The organism is Bacteroides reticulotermitis JCM 10512 (genome assembly GCF_000517545.1).
GTDB lineage: Bacteria > Bacteroidota > Bacteroidia > Bacteroidales > Bacteroidaceae > Bacteroides > Bacteroides reticulotermitis.
In genome coordinates this window covers 237,516-252,557 of record NZ_BAIV01000003.1, presented here as the reverse complement: position 1 = coordinate 252,557, position 15,042 = coordinate 237,516, and the positions used below count along the sequence as shown (strand labels likewise).

The window sequence follows — 15,042 nt, the reverse complement described above, 5'->3', positions numbered from 1 at the left end:
CCATTGATATAGTTAAAATCGAAGATATTAATAATATGCTTACCATCCATGCTACAGGAGACGGATGCCAGACAAGAAGCTAAAGATTTAAAGAAAAGGTACGTTTCAACCACGTTTGAGAATGGGGATACTAGAAAAGAATTGCTTGCCAAAAAACGATATCTATTGTTCAAATCTGTGTAAAAATGGACTAAGAGTCAGAAACTCAGAGGCAAAATTCTTTTTGAGGAATATCCGGATATTGAACGAGCGTACTCTCTGTGTCATTCGCAGAGGATGCTTTTCAATAAAAGAAAGGTGCAAAAATAAATCTGGCTAGGTGGTATAATGATGTAGAAGAGTCAGGGTTTGATTCATTCAACACAATAGCGGCTACACTCTATGACCGAAGTGATGAAATATTAAACTTCTACGTAAATAGGTCGTCTAATGCTGCAGCAGAATCCTTCAATGCAAAAATCAAGCAATTCATAGCATAGCTAAGGGGAGTCGTGGATATACCTGTTTAAATTAATAAAAATTTAGGCATAGACCCATGCTTTGGCAAATAACTCATAGTTTCTCACCTTTGCGAGATTTTATAATAATCTAGGGAAACATAAAACTCACCATTGATGATAACCTATTTTTGTTAATGAGAAAAATATCCCCACATTAAATATAGGTTGAGTCGTCTTAAAACAGAGATAAATTTATGTCTGAGTTAAAGTAACATAAAACCTCATCATAAATAAGGGGGAATAAAGAGTTCTATAAAATAAAAAGCCGCTGATAATCAGCGGCTTAACTTAATCTTTCGTGGAGCTGGAGGGAATCGAACCCTCGTCCAAACGAGGAAATCATAAGCTTTCTACATGCTTATCTTTGCCTAATTTTTCGAGCAAGAACAGAACCAAAGCCATCAATCCCTGCCTTATCCTCTTTAGTTTCATCAAAAGTGCAAGGCCACTTCCAACTATCCCCGATTTGACTGCACCACTGGATCGGAATGCTTCGGAGCAACAGCTTCCGAGTGATGTCTCGTCCTGGTACCTAGTACCTGGATTAAGCTAATCTACTGTGATTCGATTAAGCAGCAAGAGCGTAATTTGTTTCGCCAGATAAAGTTTTGATAACTGAGATTTAAGTGGAAATTACCGACCCACTGCATGCTTACTCACTATTTCTACCCGCTGTCAAATCCAGTCAACCCCAGAGTTCTACAACTTTTAGAATAAGAATACCAATATTGCTTTGTAGTGGAATAAATCCATTGCCTAACTCCACAATTCTAGATTCTTCGCTGCAAAGATAGATATTCTTTTGTTACGGGTCGCCATTTCTTTGCAATTATTATCATTACAGATATCGAAAAAGCCTCAACCCTACTATCTTTTACTACCTGATTTCTATTTGTCAAAGACTCCACAGATGAAGACTTCATCTACCAGAGTTCTCGAACAAATAAGAGGAATTGAGTGTTTCTATAATATGGTTTCGTTTATTCATTTATTAAATCAGAATAGATTATGAGTGCAACATTTGAAAAAGGTACGGTTTTGAGTTTAGCTCAGTTAGTAGATTATTCAACTGGAGGCGTTGTCAGCAAACAAGTGCTTAAAAATGAAGCAGGCAATATTACGCTTTTCTCTTTCGATAAAGGACAGGGATTAAGCGCCCACACCGCCCCATTTGACGCCATGGTACAGGTACTCGACGGAGAAGCGGAGATTAAAATCAACGGCGAACCTCACTTGGTCAAACAAGGTGAAAGCATTATCATGCCTGCCAATATCACACATGCATTGTTTGCTGTTGAGAAATTCAAGATGTTACTAACTATGATAAAAGGATAGACTTATGAGTGAATTCATCAATAACTCTCAGAAGAGAAAAGAGCTGTTAAAACACCTCATCTTGCAGCTCCACCAAAACGAAGCCCCGGAAGTGGTAAAGAATCGTTTGGTTGAAGTACTCAAGTCGGTTCCCTACAACGAAGTGGTAGAGGTGGAACAAGAACTTATTGCCGAAGGTTTACCGGAAGAAGAAGTGCTCCGTTTCTGCGATATCCACACAATGGTATTGGATGGAAGCATCGATACCTCAGCAGTGAAATCTGTTCCGGCAGGACATCCGGTCGATACTTTTAAGAAAGAAAACCGTGCGCTGGAAGAGTATATAACAAAAGCCCGCCAACTCTTTGATAAGGGAAATAAGCTAAAAGATGAAGAGGTGAAGGACTACCTTTTGCAACTGAAGTCTGTATTCAACTTTCTCTCGGATGTGGACAAGCACTACAAACGTAAAGAATATCTATTGTTCCCGTTTCTAGAGAAAGCCGGAATTACCGGGCCTCCAAAAGTAATGTGGGGTAAGCATGATGAAACCAGAGAGTTACTAAATGCCGCCCATGAAGCTCTTTCTTCCAAAGAACCGATCTCTGCCGAAGAAGTTCCGGCACTGATTGTAATGGTTCTCGTTCCTGCCACAGAGGCAATAGAAGGCATGATCATGAAGGAAGAAGAGATTCTGCTTCCCATGGCTCTTGACACCTTGAAAGAAGAAGATTGGTATCAAATTTACAATGAAACTCCGCAATACGGTTTTACGCTATACGATCCGCAACAGGAATGGAAACCTTCGGGCAATATAGAAAGTAAACCGGTATTTATGTCGGCGGACGCTATTCAGGTGTCGACCGGTAGTTTCTCGTCTCAAGAGTTGGAAGCAATCTTCAAAACGCTGCCCATTGACATTACATTTGTCGACAAGAATGATAAAGTGAAATTCTTCTCCCACGGGACAAAGAAGGTTTTCGACCGTAATCGCTCCATCATTGGACGGGATGTGCGCTTGTGCCACCCTCCCGGAAGTGTACATATTGTAGAGCAGATTATAAGTGACTTCAAAAGTGGGAAAGAGAATAAAGCGGCCTTCTGGATATCGTCTTTCATGGGGAAATTTGTCTATATCGAATATACAGCTCTCCGAGGAAGCGATAATGAGTATCTGGGTGTAATGGAAATAACACAGATCATCGATGATTTGCGTAGCCTCGAAGGAGATCAACGCTTATTATCCTATGCCAACAAGTAAATATGAAAATAGACATTCATCTACAAACTAAAGTCGGAGATTTGCTGGATAACTATCCTGCATTGGAGGAAAAGCTAATCGAGCTATCTCCTGCTTTTGCCAAATTGCGCAATCCGATTCTTCGGCGCACCATTGCCAAGGTAACATCCTTACAGCAGGCCGCCTCGATCGCTAAAATTCCGCCGGCTCAATTTGTACAGAAGTTGAGAGAGGCAGCAGGTTTGTCTGTCGCACCAATCCAAACGGATCTTCACGAAGCGGAAGATATGGAGATAATGCCCGACTGGTATGATGAGAATCGTATATCGATTCGCTTTGACGCGCGTCCGTTAATAGAGAGCGGACAAGCTCCCCTACAAGAAATTATCTCTCTTGCCAAGAATTTGGGGAAAGGAGCTATTATGCAAGTGATGACTCCTTTCAAAACAGTACCGGTTATAGATATGCTTAAAAGCAAAGAGTTTCGGGTGTGGATACAGAATGAGCACTCCTTCTTTGTTATAAAGTAAAACATTGCTTACTTTTACATTTCAATAGAAAAGAATACTGATATGATAAAAGTGCTAACGACTATTTGTATGATTGGAATAGCGACCAGCGGTTGCACCTCGAAAAAGAGTACGCAAGCGCAGGTAGAATTGGCGAACAAAGGGGAGTTGACCATGCTTGTAGGAACATATACATCCGGAACGAGCAAAGGCATCTATACCTATCGTTTTAACGAAGAAAGTGGAATAGCCGTTCCGCTAAGCGAGACTGAAATAGGTAATCCCTCCTATCTGATTCCTTCAGCCGATGGTCGAATGGTTTATGCGGTCAGTGAATTCGGAGATAAGCATGCGGCTGTTTACGCTTTTGCTCTCGACCAGTCGAATGGGACGTTACGTTTACTAAACTCGCAGCCTACAAACGGCGAAGATCCTTGCTACCTTCTTACAAATGGCAAGAATGTAGTAACTGCCAATTATAGCGGTGGAAGTATATCTGTACTGCCCATCGCTAAAGACGGTTCATTACTCCCCGCTTCTCGTGTACTAAAGTTTGAAGGAAGTGGCAGCGACAAAGAACGCCAAGAGAAAGCACATTTGCATTGTGTATCCATTACTCCGGATGGAAAATACCTACTTGCCAATGACTTGGGAACCGATCAGATCTATAAATACAACATTCATCCGAATACGGGAGCAGATAACCCAGATCCCTTCCTAACAAAAGGATCTCCCGAATCTTTTCAAGTTGCTCCCGGTTCAGGACCTCGCCATCTGACTTTCTCTCCCGATGGAACATTTGCTTACCTCATTAATGAGTTAGCAGGCACAGTTGTTGCCTTTACATACAAGGATGGTAATTTGAAGGAGTTTCAAACCATTGCCGCCGATACGGTAGCCGCCAAAGGTAGTGCCGATATTCACATCAGCCCGGACGGTAAGTTTTTATATGCCAGCAACCGGTTACAAGCTGATGGTATTGCCATTTTCCGAATCAACCCGGCCAATGGTTTATTAACGAAAGTAGCTATCAGTTAACAGGGATTCATCCGCGCAACTTCGTCATTACGCCCAATGGTAAATACCTACTGGCAGCATGCAGAGATAGTAACGTGATTCAGGTTTATGAACGGAATACGGATACAGGCCTACTGACTGACATTCAAAAAGATATAAAGTTGGATAAACCGGTTTGCCTCAAGTTCGTACCGTAACGCACAAAGTTTATCATTATCTGCTGTTGCAAATGGGAGGAGACACTCCCTATTTGCCTGGTTGTTGGGCTAAATCAACTTTCGTTTTACCAGCCTGTGTTTTCACAACAACGCCTTTCCCGTTCTTCGTACATTTGATACATTCTTTCCGCAGCGTACCTTCTTTCAAATCGAAAATGAGGTTTGGATTAAAGTGTTGTCCGTTGATGCGGGTTTCAAAATGAAGGTGTTCGGTGGTAGCACGACCGGTACGCCCTGTCAGCCCAATAGGTTCACCGGCTTTGATAACATCTCCGCTTTTAACAAAGTTGGTCAGGTTGTGACTGTAAATAGTTTCCAATCCATTCGCATGACGGACTACAACAACATTGCCATACGCACTATAAGCTTCGCCATGCGTACTACGCCATCGAAAGCGCAACGAATCGTATCCTTAGCACACGTTTTTATATCCGCTCCCGAATGCCCTCCCCGAGAACCATATGCCGAAATGACCTTCGCTCCCGGCAACGGGAACGCATACTCATGCTCGGCCAAAGAATCAAGATTCAAGAAAACAGACTTCCCGGTTGAAAAGAGCCCGGGAGTTGCCACCCGGATATGATTGACTTCCATCGAGGAGAAGTTTGGTTTGTCCTGAGCCGAAAGAGTTGCGGCAACAAACAAACCTGCGATTAGTAACAATTGGTTTTTCATGGTATATATCTTCCTCTTTTTTTATTCGTAAAAACACACTTCAAACTCAGTTCCCTCAGCATACTTTGCCAAAAGTTCTTGCGTCATCTCAGCCGCTTCTTTCAAACCGTCTTTTCCATTGTAGCCATTGATAAGCGCCAATATATGCGTAGTCTCAATATCCATTTTGGTTCGTTCGTGATCACTGGTAGGTGTACCGATTCCTCCACTGCATCCCGATAAACGGGAAGTCCTTCGATATTCAGTACACCACGACCGATCCCTTCAAAAGGTTCAGCCGCCTTACCTATACCCAGTTCGAGATAGTTACCGACAATTTTATCCGCATCGAATCCACCGATTGAATGACCGGTACGAAGAGAAACCAAATTGATCAAGTCGACCAATGTATCAATCCGATACAAAGGAATTCCTCGCAACAGACGGCGACGCAATGCTTCGGACGACGGACGGTAACGCCCGGGATCCTTACCGCAACGCTTGTACGCTTCACGTGTGGCGGCAATAACGGGTTGAAGTTTGATATCTTCGATTCGCGAGTTGGTCGTAAGTTCCTCAGTGAACGCTTCTATTTCAGTCCAAAGTCCTTCGCTAAAAGGCGTATTCCGAACCTTGGCATACACGGCAACACCCGCAAATACCGGACAAGCATCTTTGATTTCCTGCGATATTTTTATTTCAAACATAACTTCGTTCTTTTTTCAGGAAGCTTAATTTACCTTACTTCCTCTTTATTTAGCATGATTCCGGACAAGATGCGACCGGAGTTTATGCCAAGCCTTCTTGCGGAAAAGAATTGATCGTGGCAAATATAGGTACAAATTCCGGAAATTTCAATTTGTTTTTCAGAAACTCCCAAAGCCAACAACTGCAAACGATTCGCTTCCCAGAGATCGATGTGATGTTTCCGGGTTGCCTCGTTCCATACAGAAATGCGAGGCATATCGAACCCTTTACGCTGAAACGCTTCATACACTTCTTCGCCAACTTCAAACGACGCAAGCGAGATACTCGGACCGATACAAGCCGTTACATCTTCCCCATCGGTTCCAAACAAACGCTTCATACTGCATAAGGTCTCCCGAAGAATATAATTCACCGTACCGCGCCACCCCGCATGAACCGCAGCTACTACCCCATTCTTCCGGTCGTAAAGCAAAACAGGTACACAGTCGGCTGTCGACACACAAAGACAGTACCCCGGTATGGAAGTAATCAAAGCATCTACACCATGTAGCATTTCCTTTTTCCGCTCCGCGGATATTGCCGAGAAGCCTTCATCAATCACCACGCTTTTCGTTCCGTGTGTCTGAAAAGGAATAACTAACTCCTCAGGTTGACACCGCATCCCTTCAAGCAACAGAGACTGATTCTGTTTCACTGCTTCTTCCCGATCTCCGCTGTAAGGTGAACAGTTGAAAGTTCCATACGGGCCTTCACTAGCCCCTCCGTTACGGGTCGTTACAAAATGAGAAATGTTGGAGCACGAGCTTAATGACTCGTACCCCAACATTCTTTTATCTTCTGTGATTGAAATCATTTGTCTTCCCAATCCTCCTCTTCATATTCATAATCGAGATCATCGTCCTCATCAGTATCCTCATACTCATAAACGAAATCTTCATCCTCGCCCATATCCTTGAGTTCCTGTTTCAAGTGACTCACATCTTTCGGACGGTGAACAATCGCTTCGATCTTATTGCTTTCCTTATTCAGTTCCTCCCAGATGATGTCTTTCAACTCCGAGATGCCCAAACCGGCAACAGAGGATATAAATAAATGAGGAACGCCTTCGGGCAACGTCGGTTCGATCTCGTCCATCAACTCCTGATCGAGCATATCGCTTTTAGTAACAGCCAGGATACGTTGTTTATCAAGCATTTCCGGATTGAAAGTACTCAATTCGTTCAGCAAGATTTCATACTCGTTACGGATATCATCGCTATCCGCCGGAACCATGAACAACAATAATGAGTTACGTTCGATGTGGCGTAGGAAACGAAGCCCGAGTCCTTTCCCCTGACTAGCTCCCTCGATAATTCCCGGTATGTCAGCCATCACAAACGACTTGCCGTCGCGATAAGAGACAATACCCAGATTGGGTTCAAGTGTAGTAAACGGATAGTCCGCAATCTTAGGTTTCGCAGCCGAAACAGAAGAGAGCAACGTGGATTTTCCGGCATTAGGGAAACCTACCAATCCGACATCAGCCAGAAGTTTCAGTTCCATAATAACCGTCATCTCCTGCATCGGTTCACCCGGTTGGGCAAAACGTGGTGCCTGACGGGTAGAAGTTTTAAAGTGACAGTTTCCCAGACCTCCACGACCGCCTTTCATCAAGATTACTTCTTGTCCGTCGTCAGTCACGTCACAAAGATATTCCCCGGTTTCAGCGTTATACACCACTGTTCCGCAGGGAACTTCTATCACTTTATCCACACCGTCTTTTCCGAAACTACGGTTCTTGCTTCCCGATTCACCATGACCAGCCATTGCGTGACGGTCATACTTTAGGTGAAGCAATGTCCAGTAATTGCGATTACCGCGCAAGATTATATGGCCTCCTCTTCCGCCATCACCCCCATCGGGGCCTCCGTTGGGACAATATTTCTCGCGCCTCATGTGCGTAGATCCTCTCCCGCCCTTACCAGAGCGGCAGTATATCTTTACGTAGTCAACAAAATTCGATTCAGCCATACTTCTTTCTATTCCTTTCTAATTACAAGCTATCTATTGCTTTATAAATTTCCTGGGATATATCTTCCAATGATCCCAGACCATTGATGTGCTGGTATTTATTTTCTTTTTTATACCAATCAATTAATGGAGCAGTCTGTGAATGATAAACAGCCAGACGCTTCTTGATTGTTTCTTCATTATCATCAGCGCGACCGGAGTCTTTACCGCGTTTGATCAGACGAGTCATCAATTCCTCTTCCGGAACATCCAAATCGAGCATAACCGAAACATCTTGTTTTCTTGCGATCAACATATTCTTTAGTGCTTCCGCCTGTGCAATTGTCCGAGGGAAACCATCGAAAATTACACCTTTGCTATCTGTGAAGCTGTCAAATACGCTTGCCAAAATATCAATCATCAATTCGTCAGGAATCAACTGACCTTGGTCGATATAACCTTTAGCGGTTTTACCCAGCTCTGTTCCATTCTTAATTTCGGCACGCAAAACATCACCGGTTGAGATATGATTTAGACCATATTTTTCCACAATCCGTTCGCTCTGTGTTCCTTTACCCGAACCCGGAGCGCCAAAAATTACAATATTCAACATCTTTTCTTACCTTAAATAATTAATTTGTATTTGATTTTAATCTATTACTGTGTAAATGTCGGGGTAGTTACGTCCGTAACCGTCATAATCCAAACCGTAGCCTACGATGAAATCATTTGGAATTTCCATAGCTACGTAGTTGATATCCAGTTTAACTTTCAGTTTTTCGGGTTTCACCAATAGCGAAGCGATATGAATCGAAGCAGGATTGCGCGTACCAAGCGTTTCGAGCAGACGCTGCATAGTGATACCTGTATCAACGATATCCTCTACGATCACAACCGTACGTCCAGCTATGTCTTCATTCAGTCCGATGACTTCTTTGATTACACCCGTAGAGGTTATTCCCTGATAAGACGCTAACTTCACAAACGATATCTCACAAGGAATCGTTATGTGTTTCATCAGGTCGGCCGTAAACATGAACGAGCCGTTCAATACACTGAGAAAGAGAGGGTTTTTATCTGCCAGGTCACGGTTAATTTCGTTCGCTACGCGAATCACTTCTTTTAGAATCTCCTGTTCCTTAATGGATACTTTAAACTGTTTGTCTTTTATTTGAATGGTATTCATAACCAGAGTTTTTTAAAAAGTTGAGGCAAAAATACAACTTTTATTCCACTCCATGCATCATCTTTTGCAATTTCTTTGAAAGTAGGAAGAGAATAAGCGACGCAATTCCGGACATAATTACAAAAACCATAAAGAAATCGTACATGGTTGCAATTTGATAACCAAAGAGAGTTTTCACCTTCCCTTCCTCCGGATAAAGACCACTCAGCATACCAGCGAACTTATTGGCAGTAGCTGTAGAAAGATACCAAATACCCATCATCAGCGAAGCAAAACGCAGAGGACTTAGCTTGTTTACCATGGACAGTCCGATAGGTGACAAAGCGATTTCTCCCATCGTATGAATAAAGTAAAGCCCCGTTAACCAGACAATACTCACCTTAACTCCGGGAATAAGATCTTTCACTCCGAAACATATAAAGAGATAGCCCAATGAAAGTAGTAACAGACCGATTGCTTGTTTAGTAGGAGAAGCGGGCTCCAACTTCCGCTTACTCAGGAAACTCCATACACCCGGCATGATATAAGCCAAAAGCACCACAAAAAGAGGATTGAACGACTGGAACCAAGAAGCAGGCATCTCCCACCCTAATATCGTTCGGTCAGTCTGTTCGGAAGCAAAGAGTGTCAACGAAGCTCCTGCCTGTTCATAAGCAGCCCAGAAGAAGATGACGAAGAATGCGATAATATAGATAACGAATATCCGGCTCCGTTCTATCTTAGTAAGCGAACCATCCAGCAATACAAGAACAGGGAATACGATACAAGCTGTGAAGATTCCAATACTGACCCAATCGCCCGGAAAAGCATAACAAAAGAAAGTAATCAATAGGATGGTTAGCAAGCCGATAATAACCGCATTGCGTAACTTCATCCGTTTATCCATTTTGGGGTGGACAATCTGTTCGGCTTTATCTTTCTGCTTTTCACGCTTGGCACCGGGAATGATTCCGATCGGCTCACCAACAGGAGAAAAGAGGTATTTATTCTTTTGTGTTTCGAATAGTACGATGGTAAACAAAGTCATAATACCCGAAGCCAGAAATCCCCACTTGAAATCCTGCGGATTACCCGTATCACCCAAATAACCGCAGATCAGAGGCGCAGCGAAAGAACCAACGTTTACGCCCATATAGAAAATAGTGTAGGCAGCATCCAGGCGTTTATCCCCCGGTTCGTACAATTGCCCAACCAGAGCAGCGACAGTAGGTTTGAAACAACCGTTACCCATAATGAGAAAAGTCAGTCCGCCATACATCAGTCCATGAGCCACTTCGGTATTGTTTAAAGTAGAGGCACTCATAAACATCAGAAACTGTCCAATTGCCATCATCATAGCGCCCCAGAATATGGAACGACGAATTCCCCAGTATTTATCGGCAAGATACCCTCCGATCAACGGAGTAAGGTAAACCAATCCGGTATAACTACCGTAGATAGAAGCAGCCGCTTCTTTATCGAACATCAACGCCTGTGTCAGAAACAGGATGAAAATGGCGCGCATACCGTAATAACTGAAACGCTCTGCCGTGCTCGTTGCAAAAATCAGATAGAGGCCTTTGGGGTGACTCTTTATTGCACTCATAATTTTGTATTGTTTGGTTTTAACTACGGGATACAAAAGTACAAAAAGAAGATGAAAGCGGTTTTATATCTCTCCACTATTCTTCACCCTCAACACCGAATAATATTGCCGGGCTAAGTACTGCCTGATAGGTTCATTGCATATCTACTGCTGAATGCACATAAATTGAACGTCGGGAGATAAAAATCCACAAGATAGAATATCTTTGCATAAGTTCGACCTTCCCCCATAATTTGCCTTTTCTACAAAAAAAAGCAGATTGCTTAAAATATTTGTGGCAGCTGTTCGTCTACTTAAATGAGAAGACCAAAGAAAAGATGGAAATAGAACTTTTTACATACGATTGTATAGGCTGCGGCAGATGCGTGGAATATTGTCCCCGGGGTGTTTTAAGAATCGTAGAAAACGGCATGTGTTGTTTTGTCAATGTGGCAAACGCTGATTTGTGTACCGGTTGCAGGAGATGCGAGAAAGCTTGTCCAACCAAAGCGATACACGTAAATAAACCAGATTATAATTTTTTTAGAAGAAAAAGAATATGAAAAAGAAGAATTGCTTTAGAATTACGCTTCATGTCATTGGTGGAATAGTAATCATGCGCTATTTGTTGCTGCCATTATGGGACTGTGGAATTTACTGATTCCGGCTATCACAGGCTGGAGCTGTATCAACTATTGGCAAGCGTTAGGCCTGGCTGTACTATTCCGCTTACTGACAGGACACTTCGGCGGACATTTCGGTCGGCATTTCGGTCACAGAGGCAGACACAGACACCTGCATGAAAGAATGCATGGCATGTCACGCGAAGAAAGAAAAGAATTTATCATGAAAAGACTGAATAGGTTTAGCGACGAGCAAGCAAACTATGAAGAATAACATCGCCGAGGTTTTCGAAAAGTATCGGCGAAAGCTCTTAGCCTTTATCAGCGATCGAGTTCCGGAAGAGGAAGATGCGGAGGATATTCTGCAAGATGTTTTTCTGAGCCTCATCCAAACGGAAGAGACGACGTCGGTCATGCAGATTTCAGGATGGCTCTATCAGGTAGCACGGAATAACATAATCGACCGAACTCGTAAACAGAAGGAAGATAGAATACCGCAAAGTGCGATTCGAAAAGGAGAAGATACTTTCGTATACGAAGTAACGGAGATACTGGCGGACGAAAATCAGGCTCCCGACAAAGAGTATCTAAAGGCGTTAGTGTGGGAAGAGTTGGCGCAGGCATTGGATGAGTTGCCTTCCGAACAGCGGCTTGTGTTTGAGCAGACAGAGTTAAACGGGGTCAGTTTCAAAGATCTCTCCGCCCAAACAGGCGTATCGGTCAAAACGCTGCTTTCGAGAAAACACTACGCCGTGAAACATTTACGTAAACGATTAAAAGAAGTGTATGAAGCCTTACTTTATGATGACTAGTGCAGAACGGATGCTAAGCAAGAGCCGGGTGGGTAAATTATGGAAAGAGCAACCTACCGGCATTCGGGAGAAAGCCTGCCAAGAAGTAGAAAAGATACAATGGTGCCTTTTGAATGGAGAAGCTACCAATCATTTTCTGAGCACATCGCTAATACCAACCCTAGCTTTATACAAAGCGATGCAGGCGGAAGGATACAGCGCCGCAGAAGCATATCGGAAAGTAAAGGCGGCTGTGCATTCAGCCATGAACCCGACCGGAAAAGAGTGGAGCTTTTTATTCAGCATACCACTCGTTAATTCATATTTGTGGAAAGCTATTCCACGCATCTTGGAGAAAAAGTTTCCGACGACCGGATGGAATATCCAATGGAACATCCAAACAGAGCGTTCTCTCAACTTTGAAATGACAGCTTGTTTCTACTCGGATTTCTTTCACATATTCCAGTGTCCGGAGTTAACCTCCATCTTTTGCGAATGCAATTCAATCTGCTACAGTGCTATACCGGGCATCCGGTTTTCACGTAATGAAACGTTGGCAACCTCAGGAAACCGATGTGACTTTCACCTGGAAAGGATCTAGCAAAAGACAAATCGCTTTATTAATATACAATCAGTTGAATGCTAGTTAGGGCTTTCCAAAAGATCGGATAGCCCTAACTCTATTCCCTCAGAAAGAATCGACTAATTTAAAACTTGCCTTTTATGAGTAGCCAGCGAATCTCGCTTCAAGATTCGCCTGACTTGGCTCATCCCCGATCCCCCCCAACACCTATCTTATTGAAATACCGATAACTCAGTATCATCAGAAGAAAGATGAGCCCTACAATACATATCCAACCGTAAATCTCCTTGATGCTAACCAGCAGGGCCTGTCTCATCGCTTCCTGATATAAGCCCCCTAAAGGAATATGTGACGCAGCGGGATGAACCGCATCCAGTCCGGAAGTAAGTAATTGCATATTCTCCGGAACTAGATGATTTATCCACCGATTGAATATTGCGCTCCCCAACGGCGAACCAATGCCGGTGCGAGTAACGCAAAAATGGAGGCAAGAAGTAGTGTTACCCAACCGAATATCTACATATAATCAGAGTTTTTACGTACATTTGTGGGTCAAAAACTTTAAAAGAATATCGCAATGAAAATATTTCCAAGCAGCAGCATCAAGAAGTTGGATGCTTATACCATTGAACACGAACCGATTGCCTCGATCGATTTAATGGAACGCGCCGCCAAAGCACTAACAAAGGCCATTACCGACAGATGGAAACCGGAAACTCCCATCACTGTCTTTGCCGGACCGGGTAACAACGGTGGAGATGCACTCGCCGTTGCACGTATGTTGGCCGAACGTAGTTACAAAGTGGAAGTATATCTTTTTAATACCAAGGGAGAACTTTCGCCGGATTGCCAGACAAACAAGGAACTGGTGGAAATCATGGAAGAAGTTACTTTCCATGAAATTAGTACGAAATTCGTTCCCCCTGCCCTAACCCCACAACATTTGGTGATAGACGGGCTTTTTGGTTCGGGACTGAACAAACCCTTAAGCGGAGGATTCGCTGCTGTAGTGAAGTATATTAATTCTGCATCAGCAATGGTGGTTGCTATCGATACACCTTCGGGACTGATGGGAGAAGAGAATACCTTCAATATTAAAAGCAACATCATCCGGGCTGACTTCACATTCAGCCTGCAACTACCCAAATTAGCCTTTCTTTTTGTAGAGAATGCCGAGTTTGTCGGAGAATGGGATCTGCTTGACATCGAGTTGAACGAGCAAGGGATCGAAGAAACTGAGACTAACTACGAAATGCTGGAGATTGAGGACATCCGCGAATTAATGAAGCCACGTTCGCAATTTGCACACAAAGGGAACTTCGGGCATGCGCTCCTGATTGCCGGATCGAAAGGTATGGCGGGAGCTTCTATATTGGCAGCACGTGCTTGTTTGCGTTCCGGTGCCGGCTTGCTAACCGTTCATGCTCCGCTTTGCAATAACGATATACTGCAAACGGCCGTTCCTGAAGCCATGGTGGAAACGGATGCGAATGAAATGTACTTTGCCGTTCCCACGGATACGGATGATTATCAGGCTGTAGGTATCGGGCCGGGACTCGGTAAAAATGAAGAAACGGAAGCGGCTTTATTGGAACAGCTCGAACATTGTCAAACACCTGTAGTGCTCGATGCCGACGCGCTCAACATGCTGGCTAACCATCGCCACGCATTGACGCATTTGCCCAAAGGATCGATTCTCACTCCACACCCCAAAGAGCTAGAACGCTTGACGGCAAATGTCAGGATTCTTACGAGCGACTAACAAAAGCATGCGAGCTTGCCCGCACAGCCAAGGTACATATCATCTTGAAAGGCGCTTATTCGACAATCATTACACCCGAAGGCAAATGCTATTTCAATCCTACCGGTAATCCGGGCATGGCAACAGGAGGAAGTGGCGACGTGCTTACCGGGGTTGTATTGGCCCTACTTGCGCAAGGGTACTCTGCGGAGGATGCGGCTAAGATAGGCACATATGTGCATGGATTAGCAGGAGACTTTGCTCAAAAAAAGCGCGGAATGATTAGCTTGATCGCAAGTGATATCATCACCTGTCTGCCTATTGCCTGGCGAACGGTAAGCGAATAAAAGTTAAGAATTTAGAGTTTTTTCGATAACTTCATTAACTTTGTTATTTAAAACCAGT

At 43.6% G+C, this 15,042-nt stretch carries 13 protein-coding genes, 1 other RNA gene and 5 pseudogenes; 10 read left to right on the top strand and 9 right to left on the bottom strand.

All coding sequences use genetic code 11. From position 1 onward, the window contains the following. Positions 1–54 precede the first annotated feature (54 nt). A pseudogene (locus JCM10512_RS23345) lies at positions 55–479 on the top strand (transposase); the annotation flags it as partial. Positions 480–796: 317 nt separating this feature from the next. Here the strand turns inward: JCM10512_RS23345 and ssrA are convergent. Then, positions 797–1,193: a transfer-messenger RNA gene (gene ssrA / locus JCM10512_RS21855) on the bottom strand. 315 nt (positions 1,194–1,508) lie between these two features. Between ssrA and JCM10512_RS02935 the strand changes: the two genes are divergently transcribed. The 4 genes and pseudogenes from JCM10512_RS02935 to JCM10512_RS02920 all read left to right on the top strand — a co-directional run bounded on the left by JCM10512_RS02935 (position 1,509) and on the right by JCM10512_RS02920 (position 4,777). After that, positions 1,509–1,835 (top strand): cupin domain-containing protein, encoded by a 327-nt coding sequence (locus JCM10512_RS02935; protein WP_044160256.1) that lies wholly within the window; start codon positions 1,509–1,511, stop codon positions 1,833–1,835. A 4-nt stretch (positions 1,836–1,839) separates the two neighbouring features. Then, positions 1,840–3,075, top strand: coding sequence for a DUF438 domain-containing protein (locus tag JCM10512_RS02930; protein WP_044160254.1), 1,236 nt, complete (start codon positions 1,840–1,842; stop codon positions 3,073–3,075). Positions 3,076–3,077: 2 nt separating this feature from the next. Next, on the top strand, positions 3,078–3,584 hold the full coding sequence (locus JCM10512_RS02925) for a DUF1858 domain-containing protein (protein ID WP_221240135.1): 507 nt from the start codon (positions 3,078–3,080) through the stop codon (positions 3,582–3,584). 42 nt (positions 3,585–3,626) lie between these two features. After that, a pseudogene (locus tag JCM10512_RS02920) lies at positions 3,627–4,777 on the top strand (lactonase family protein). A 49-nt stretch (positions 4,778–4,826) separates the two neighbouring features. Here JCM10512_RS02920 and JCM10512_RS02915 read toward each other — a convergent pair. The 7 genes and pseudogenes from JCM10512_RS02915 to JCM10512_RS02885 form a co-directional block, all read right to left on the bottom strand. Then, positions 4,827–5,473 (bottom strand): annotated as a pseudogene (locus JCM10512_RS02915) (M23 family metallopeptidase). Positions 5,474–5,494: 21 nt separating this feature from the next. Further along, positions 5,495–6,159: pseudogene (locus JCM10512_RS02910) on the bottom strand (B3/B4 domain-containing protein). 29 nt (positions 6,160–6,188) lie between these two features. Continuing rightward, positions 6,189–7,013, bottom strand: a complete 825-nt coding sequence (gene pgeF / locus JCM10512_RS02905; protein WP_044160252.1) for a peptidoglycan editing factor PgeF — start codon at positions 7,011–7,013, stop codon at positions 6,189–6,191. Beyond that, positions 7,010–8,170: a GTPase ObgE gene (gene obgE, locus JCM10512_RS02900; RefSeq protein ID WP_044160250.1), complete on the bottom strand. Its 1,161-nt coding sequence runs from the start codon at positions 8,168–8,170 to the stop codon at positions 7,010–7,012. Before obgE ends, pgeF begins: the two co-directional genes overlap by 4 nt. Positions 8,171–8,192: 22 nt before the next feature. Continuing rightward, the gene (locus JCM10512_RS02895; protein ID WP_044160248.1) at positions 8,193–8,762 is read right to left on the bottom strand and encodes an adenylate kinase; all 570 of its coding nucleotides are present in this window, start codon (positions 8,760–8,762) and stop codon (positions 8,193–8,195) included. Positions 8,763–8,798: 36 nt separating this feature from the next. Next, positions 8,799–9,335 (bottom strand): hypoxanthine phosphoribosyltransferase, encoded by a 537-nt coding sequence (hpt, locus tag JCM10512_RS02890; protein ID WP_044160246.1) that lies wholly within the window; start codon positions 9,333–9,335, stop codon positions 8,799–8,801. A 40-nt stretch (positions 9,336–9,375) separates the two neighbouring features. Continuing rightward, complete coding sequence (locus JCM10512_RS02885) at positions 9,376–10,920, bottom strand: peptide MFS transporter (protein ID WP_044160308.1); 1,545 nt, start codon at positions 10,918–10,920, stop codon at positions 9,376–9,378. A gap of 317 nt (positions 10,921–11,237) precedes the next feature. On the opposite strand from JCM10512_RS02885, the gene JCM10512_RS24770 reads away from it, so the two are divergent. The 4 genes from JCM10512_RS24770 to JCM10512_RS02870 all read left to right on the top strand — a co-directional run bounded on the left by JCM10512_RS24770 (position 11,238) and on the right by JCM10512_RS02870 (position 12,914). Further along, positions 11,238–11,462, top strand: coding sequence for a 4Fe-4S dicluster domain-containing protein (locus tag JCM10512_RS24770; protein WP_081741206.1), 225 nt, complete (start codon positions 11,238–11,240; stop codon positions 11,460–11,462). A gap of 76 nt (positions 11,463–11,538) precedes the next feature. After that, positions 11,539–11,796 carry a hypothetical protein gene (locus tag JCM10512_RS02880; RefSeq protein WP_044160244.1) on the top strand — a complete coding sequence of 86 codons (258 nt, stop codon included), beginning with the start codon at positions 11,539–11,541 and terminating at the stop codon, positions 11,794–11,796. After that, positions 11,786–12,334 carry an RNA polymerase sigma factor gene (locus tag JCM10512_RS02875; RefSeq protein ID WP_044160242.1) on the top strand — a complete coding sequence of 183 codons (549 nt, stop codon included), beginning with the start codon at positions 11,786–11,788 and terminating at the stop codon, positions 12,332–12,334. Before JCM10512_RS02880 ends, JCM10512_RS02875 begins: the two co-directional genes overlap by 11 nt. Then, the gene (locus JCM10512_RS02870; RefSeq protein WP_158332175.1) at positions 12,324–12,914 is read left to right on the top strand and encodes an L-2-amino-thiazoline-4-carboxylic acid hydrolase; all 591 of its coding nucleotides are present in this window, start codon (positions 12,324–12,326) and stop codon (positions 12,912–12,914) included. Before JCM10512_RS02875 ends, JCM10512_RS02870 begins: the two co-directional genes overlap by 11 nt. A 166-nt stretch (positions 12,915–13,080) precedes the next feature. Here the strand turns inward: JCM10512_RS02870 and JCM10512_RS02865 are convergent, their stop codons facing one another. Beyond that, the gene (locus JCM10512_RS02865; RefSeq protein ID WP_044160238.1) at positions 13,081–13,293 is read right to left on the bottom strand and encodes a hypothetical protein; all 213 of its coding nucleotides are present in this window, start codon (positions 13,291–13,293) and stop codon (positions 13,081–13,083) included. Between the two features lie 180 nt (positions 13,294–13,473). Here JCM10512_RS02865 and JCM10512_RS02860 point away from each other — a divergent pair. Further along, positions 13,474–14,984, top strand: a pseudogene (locus tag JCM10512_RS02860) (NAD(P)H-hydrate dehydratase). Positions 14,985–15,042: the final 58 nt, after the last annotated feature.

Bases quoted from the DNA above. Each gene is read 5' to 3' on its own strand.
- JCM10512_RS02935 (WP_044160256.1), top strand. From the start codon at position 1,509: ATGAGTGCAACATTTGAAAAAGGTACGGTTTTGAGTTTAGCTCAGTTA.
- obgE (WP_044160250.1), bottom strand. From the start codon at position 8,170: ATGGCTGAATCGAATTTTGTTGACTACGTAAAGATATACTGCCGCTCT.
- JCM10512_RS24770 (WP_081741206.1), top strand. From the start codon at position 11,238: ATGGAAATAGAACTTTTTACATACGATTGTATAGGCTGCGGCAGATGC.
- JCM10512_RS02885 (WP_044160308.1), bottom strand. From the start codon at position 10,920: ATGAGTGCAATAAAGAGTCACCCCAAAGGCCTCTATCTGATTTTTGCA.
- JCM10512_RS02880 (WP_044160244.1), top strand. From the start codon at position 11,539: ATGGGACTGTGGAATTTACTGATTCCGGCTATCACAGGCTGGAGCTGT.
- JCM10512_RS02895 (WP_044160248.1), bottom strand. From the start codon at position 8,762: ATGTTGAATATTGTAATTTTTGGCGCTCCGGGTTCGGGTAAAGGAACA.
- JCM10512_RS02875 (WP_044160242.1), top strand. From the start codon at position 11,786: ATGAAGAATAACATCGCCGAGGTTTTCGAAAAGTATCGGCGAAAGCTC.
- pgeF (WP_044160252.1), bottom strand. From the start codon at position 7,013: ATGATTTCAATCACAGAAGATAAAAGAATGTTGGGGTACGAGTCATTA.
- JCM10512_RS02865 (WP_044160238.1), bottom strand. From the start codon at position 13,293: ATGCAATTACTTACTTCCGGACTGGATGCGGTTCATCCCGCTGCGTCA.
- JCM10512_RS02870 (WP_158332175.1), top strand. From the start codon at position 12,324: ATGATGACTAGTGCAGAACGGATGCTAAGCAAGAGCCGGGTGGGTAAA.
- hpt (WP_044160246.1), bottom strand. From the start codon at position 9,335: ATGAATACCATTCAAATAAAAGACAAACAGTTTAAAGTATCCATTAAG.
- JCM10512_RS02930 (WP_044160254.1), top strand. From the start codon at position 1,840: ATGAGTGAATTCATCAATAACTCTCAGAAGAGAAAAGAGCTGTTAAAA.
- JCM10512_RS02925 (WP_221240135.1), top strand. From the start codon at position 3,078: ATGAAAATAGACATTCATCTACAAACTAAAGTCGGAGATTTGCTGGAT.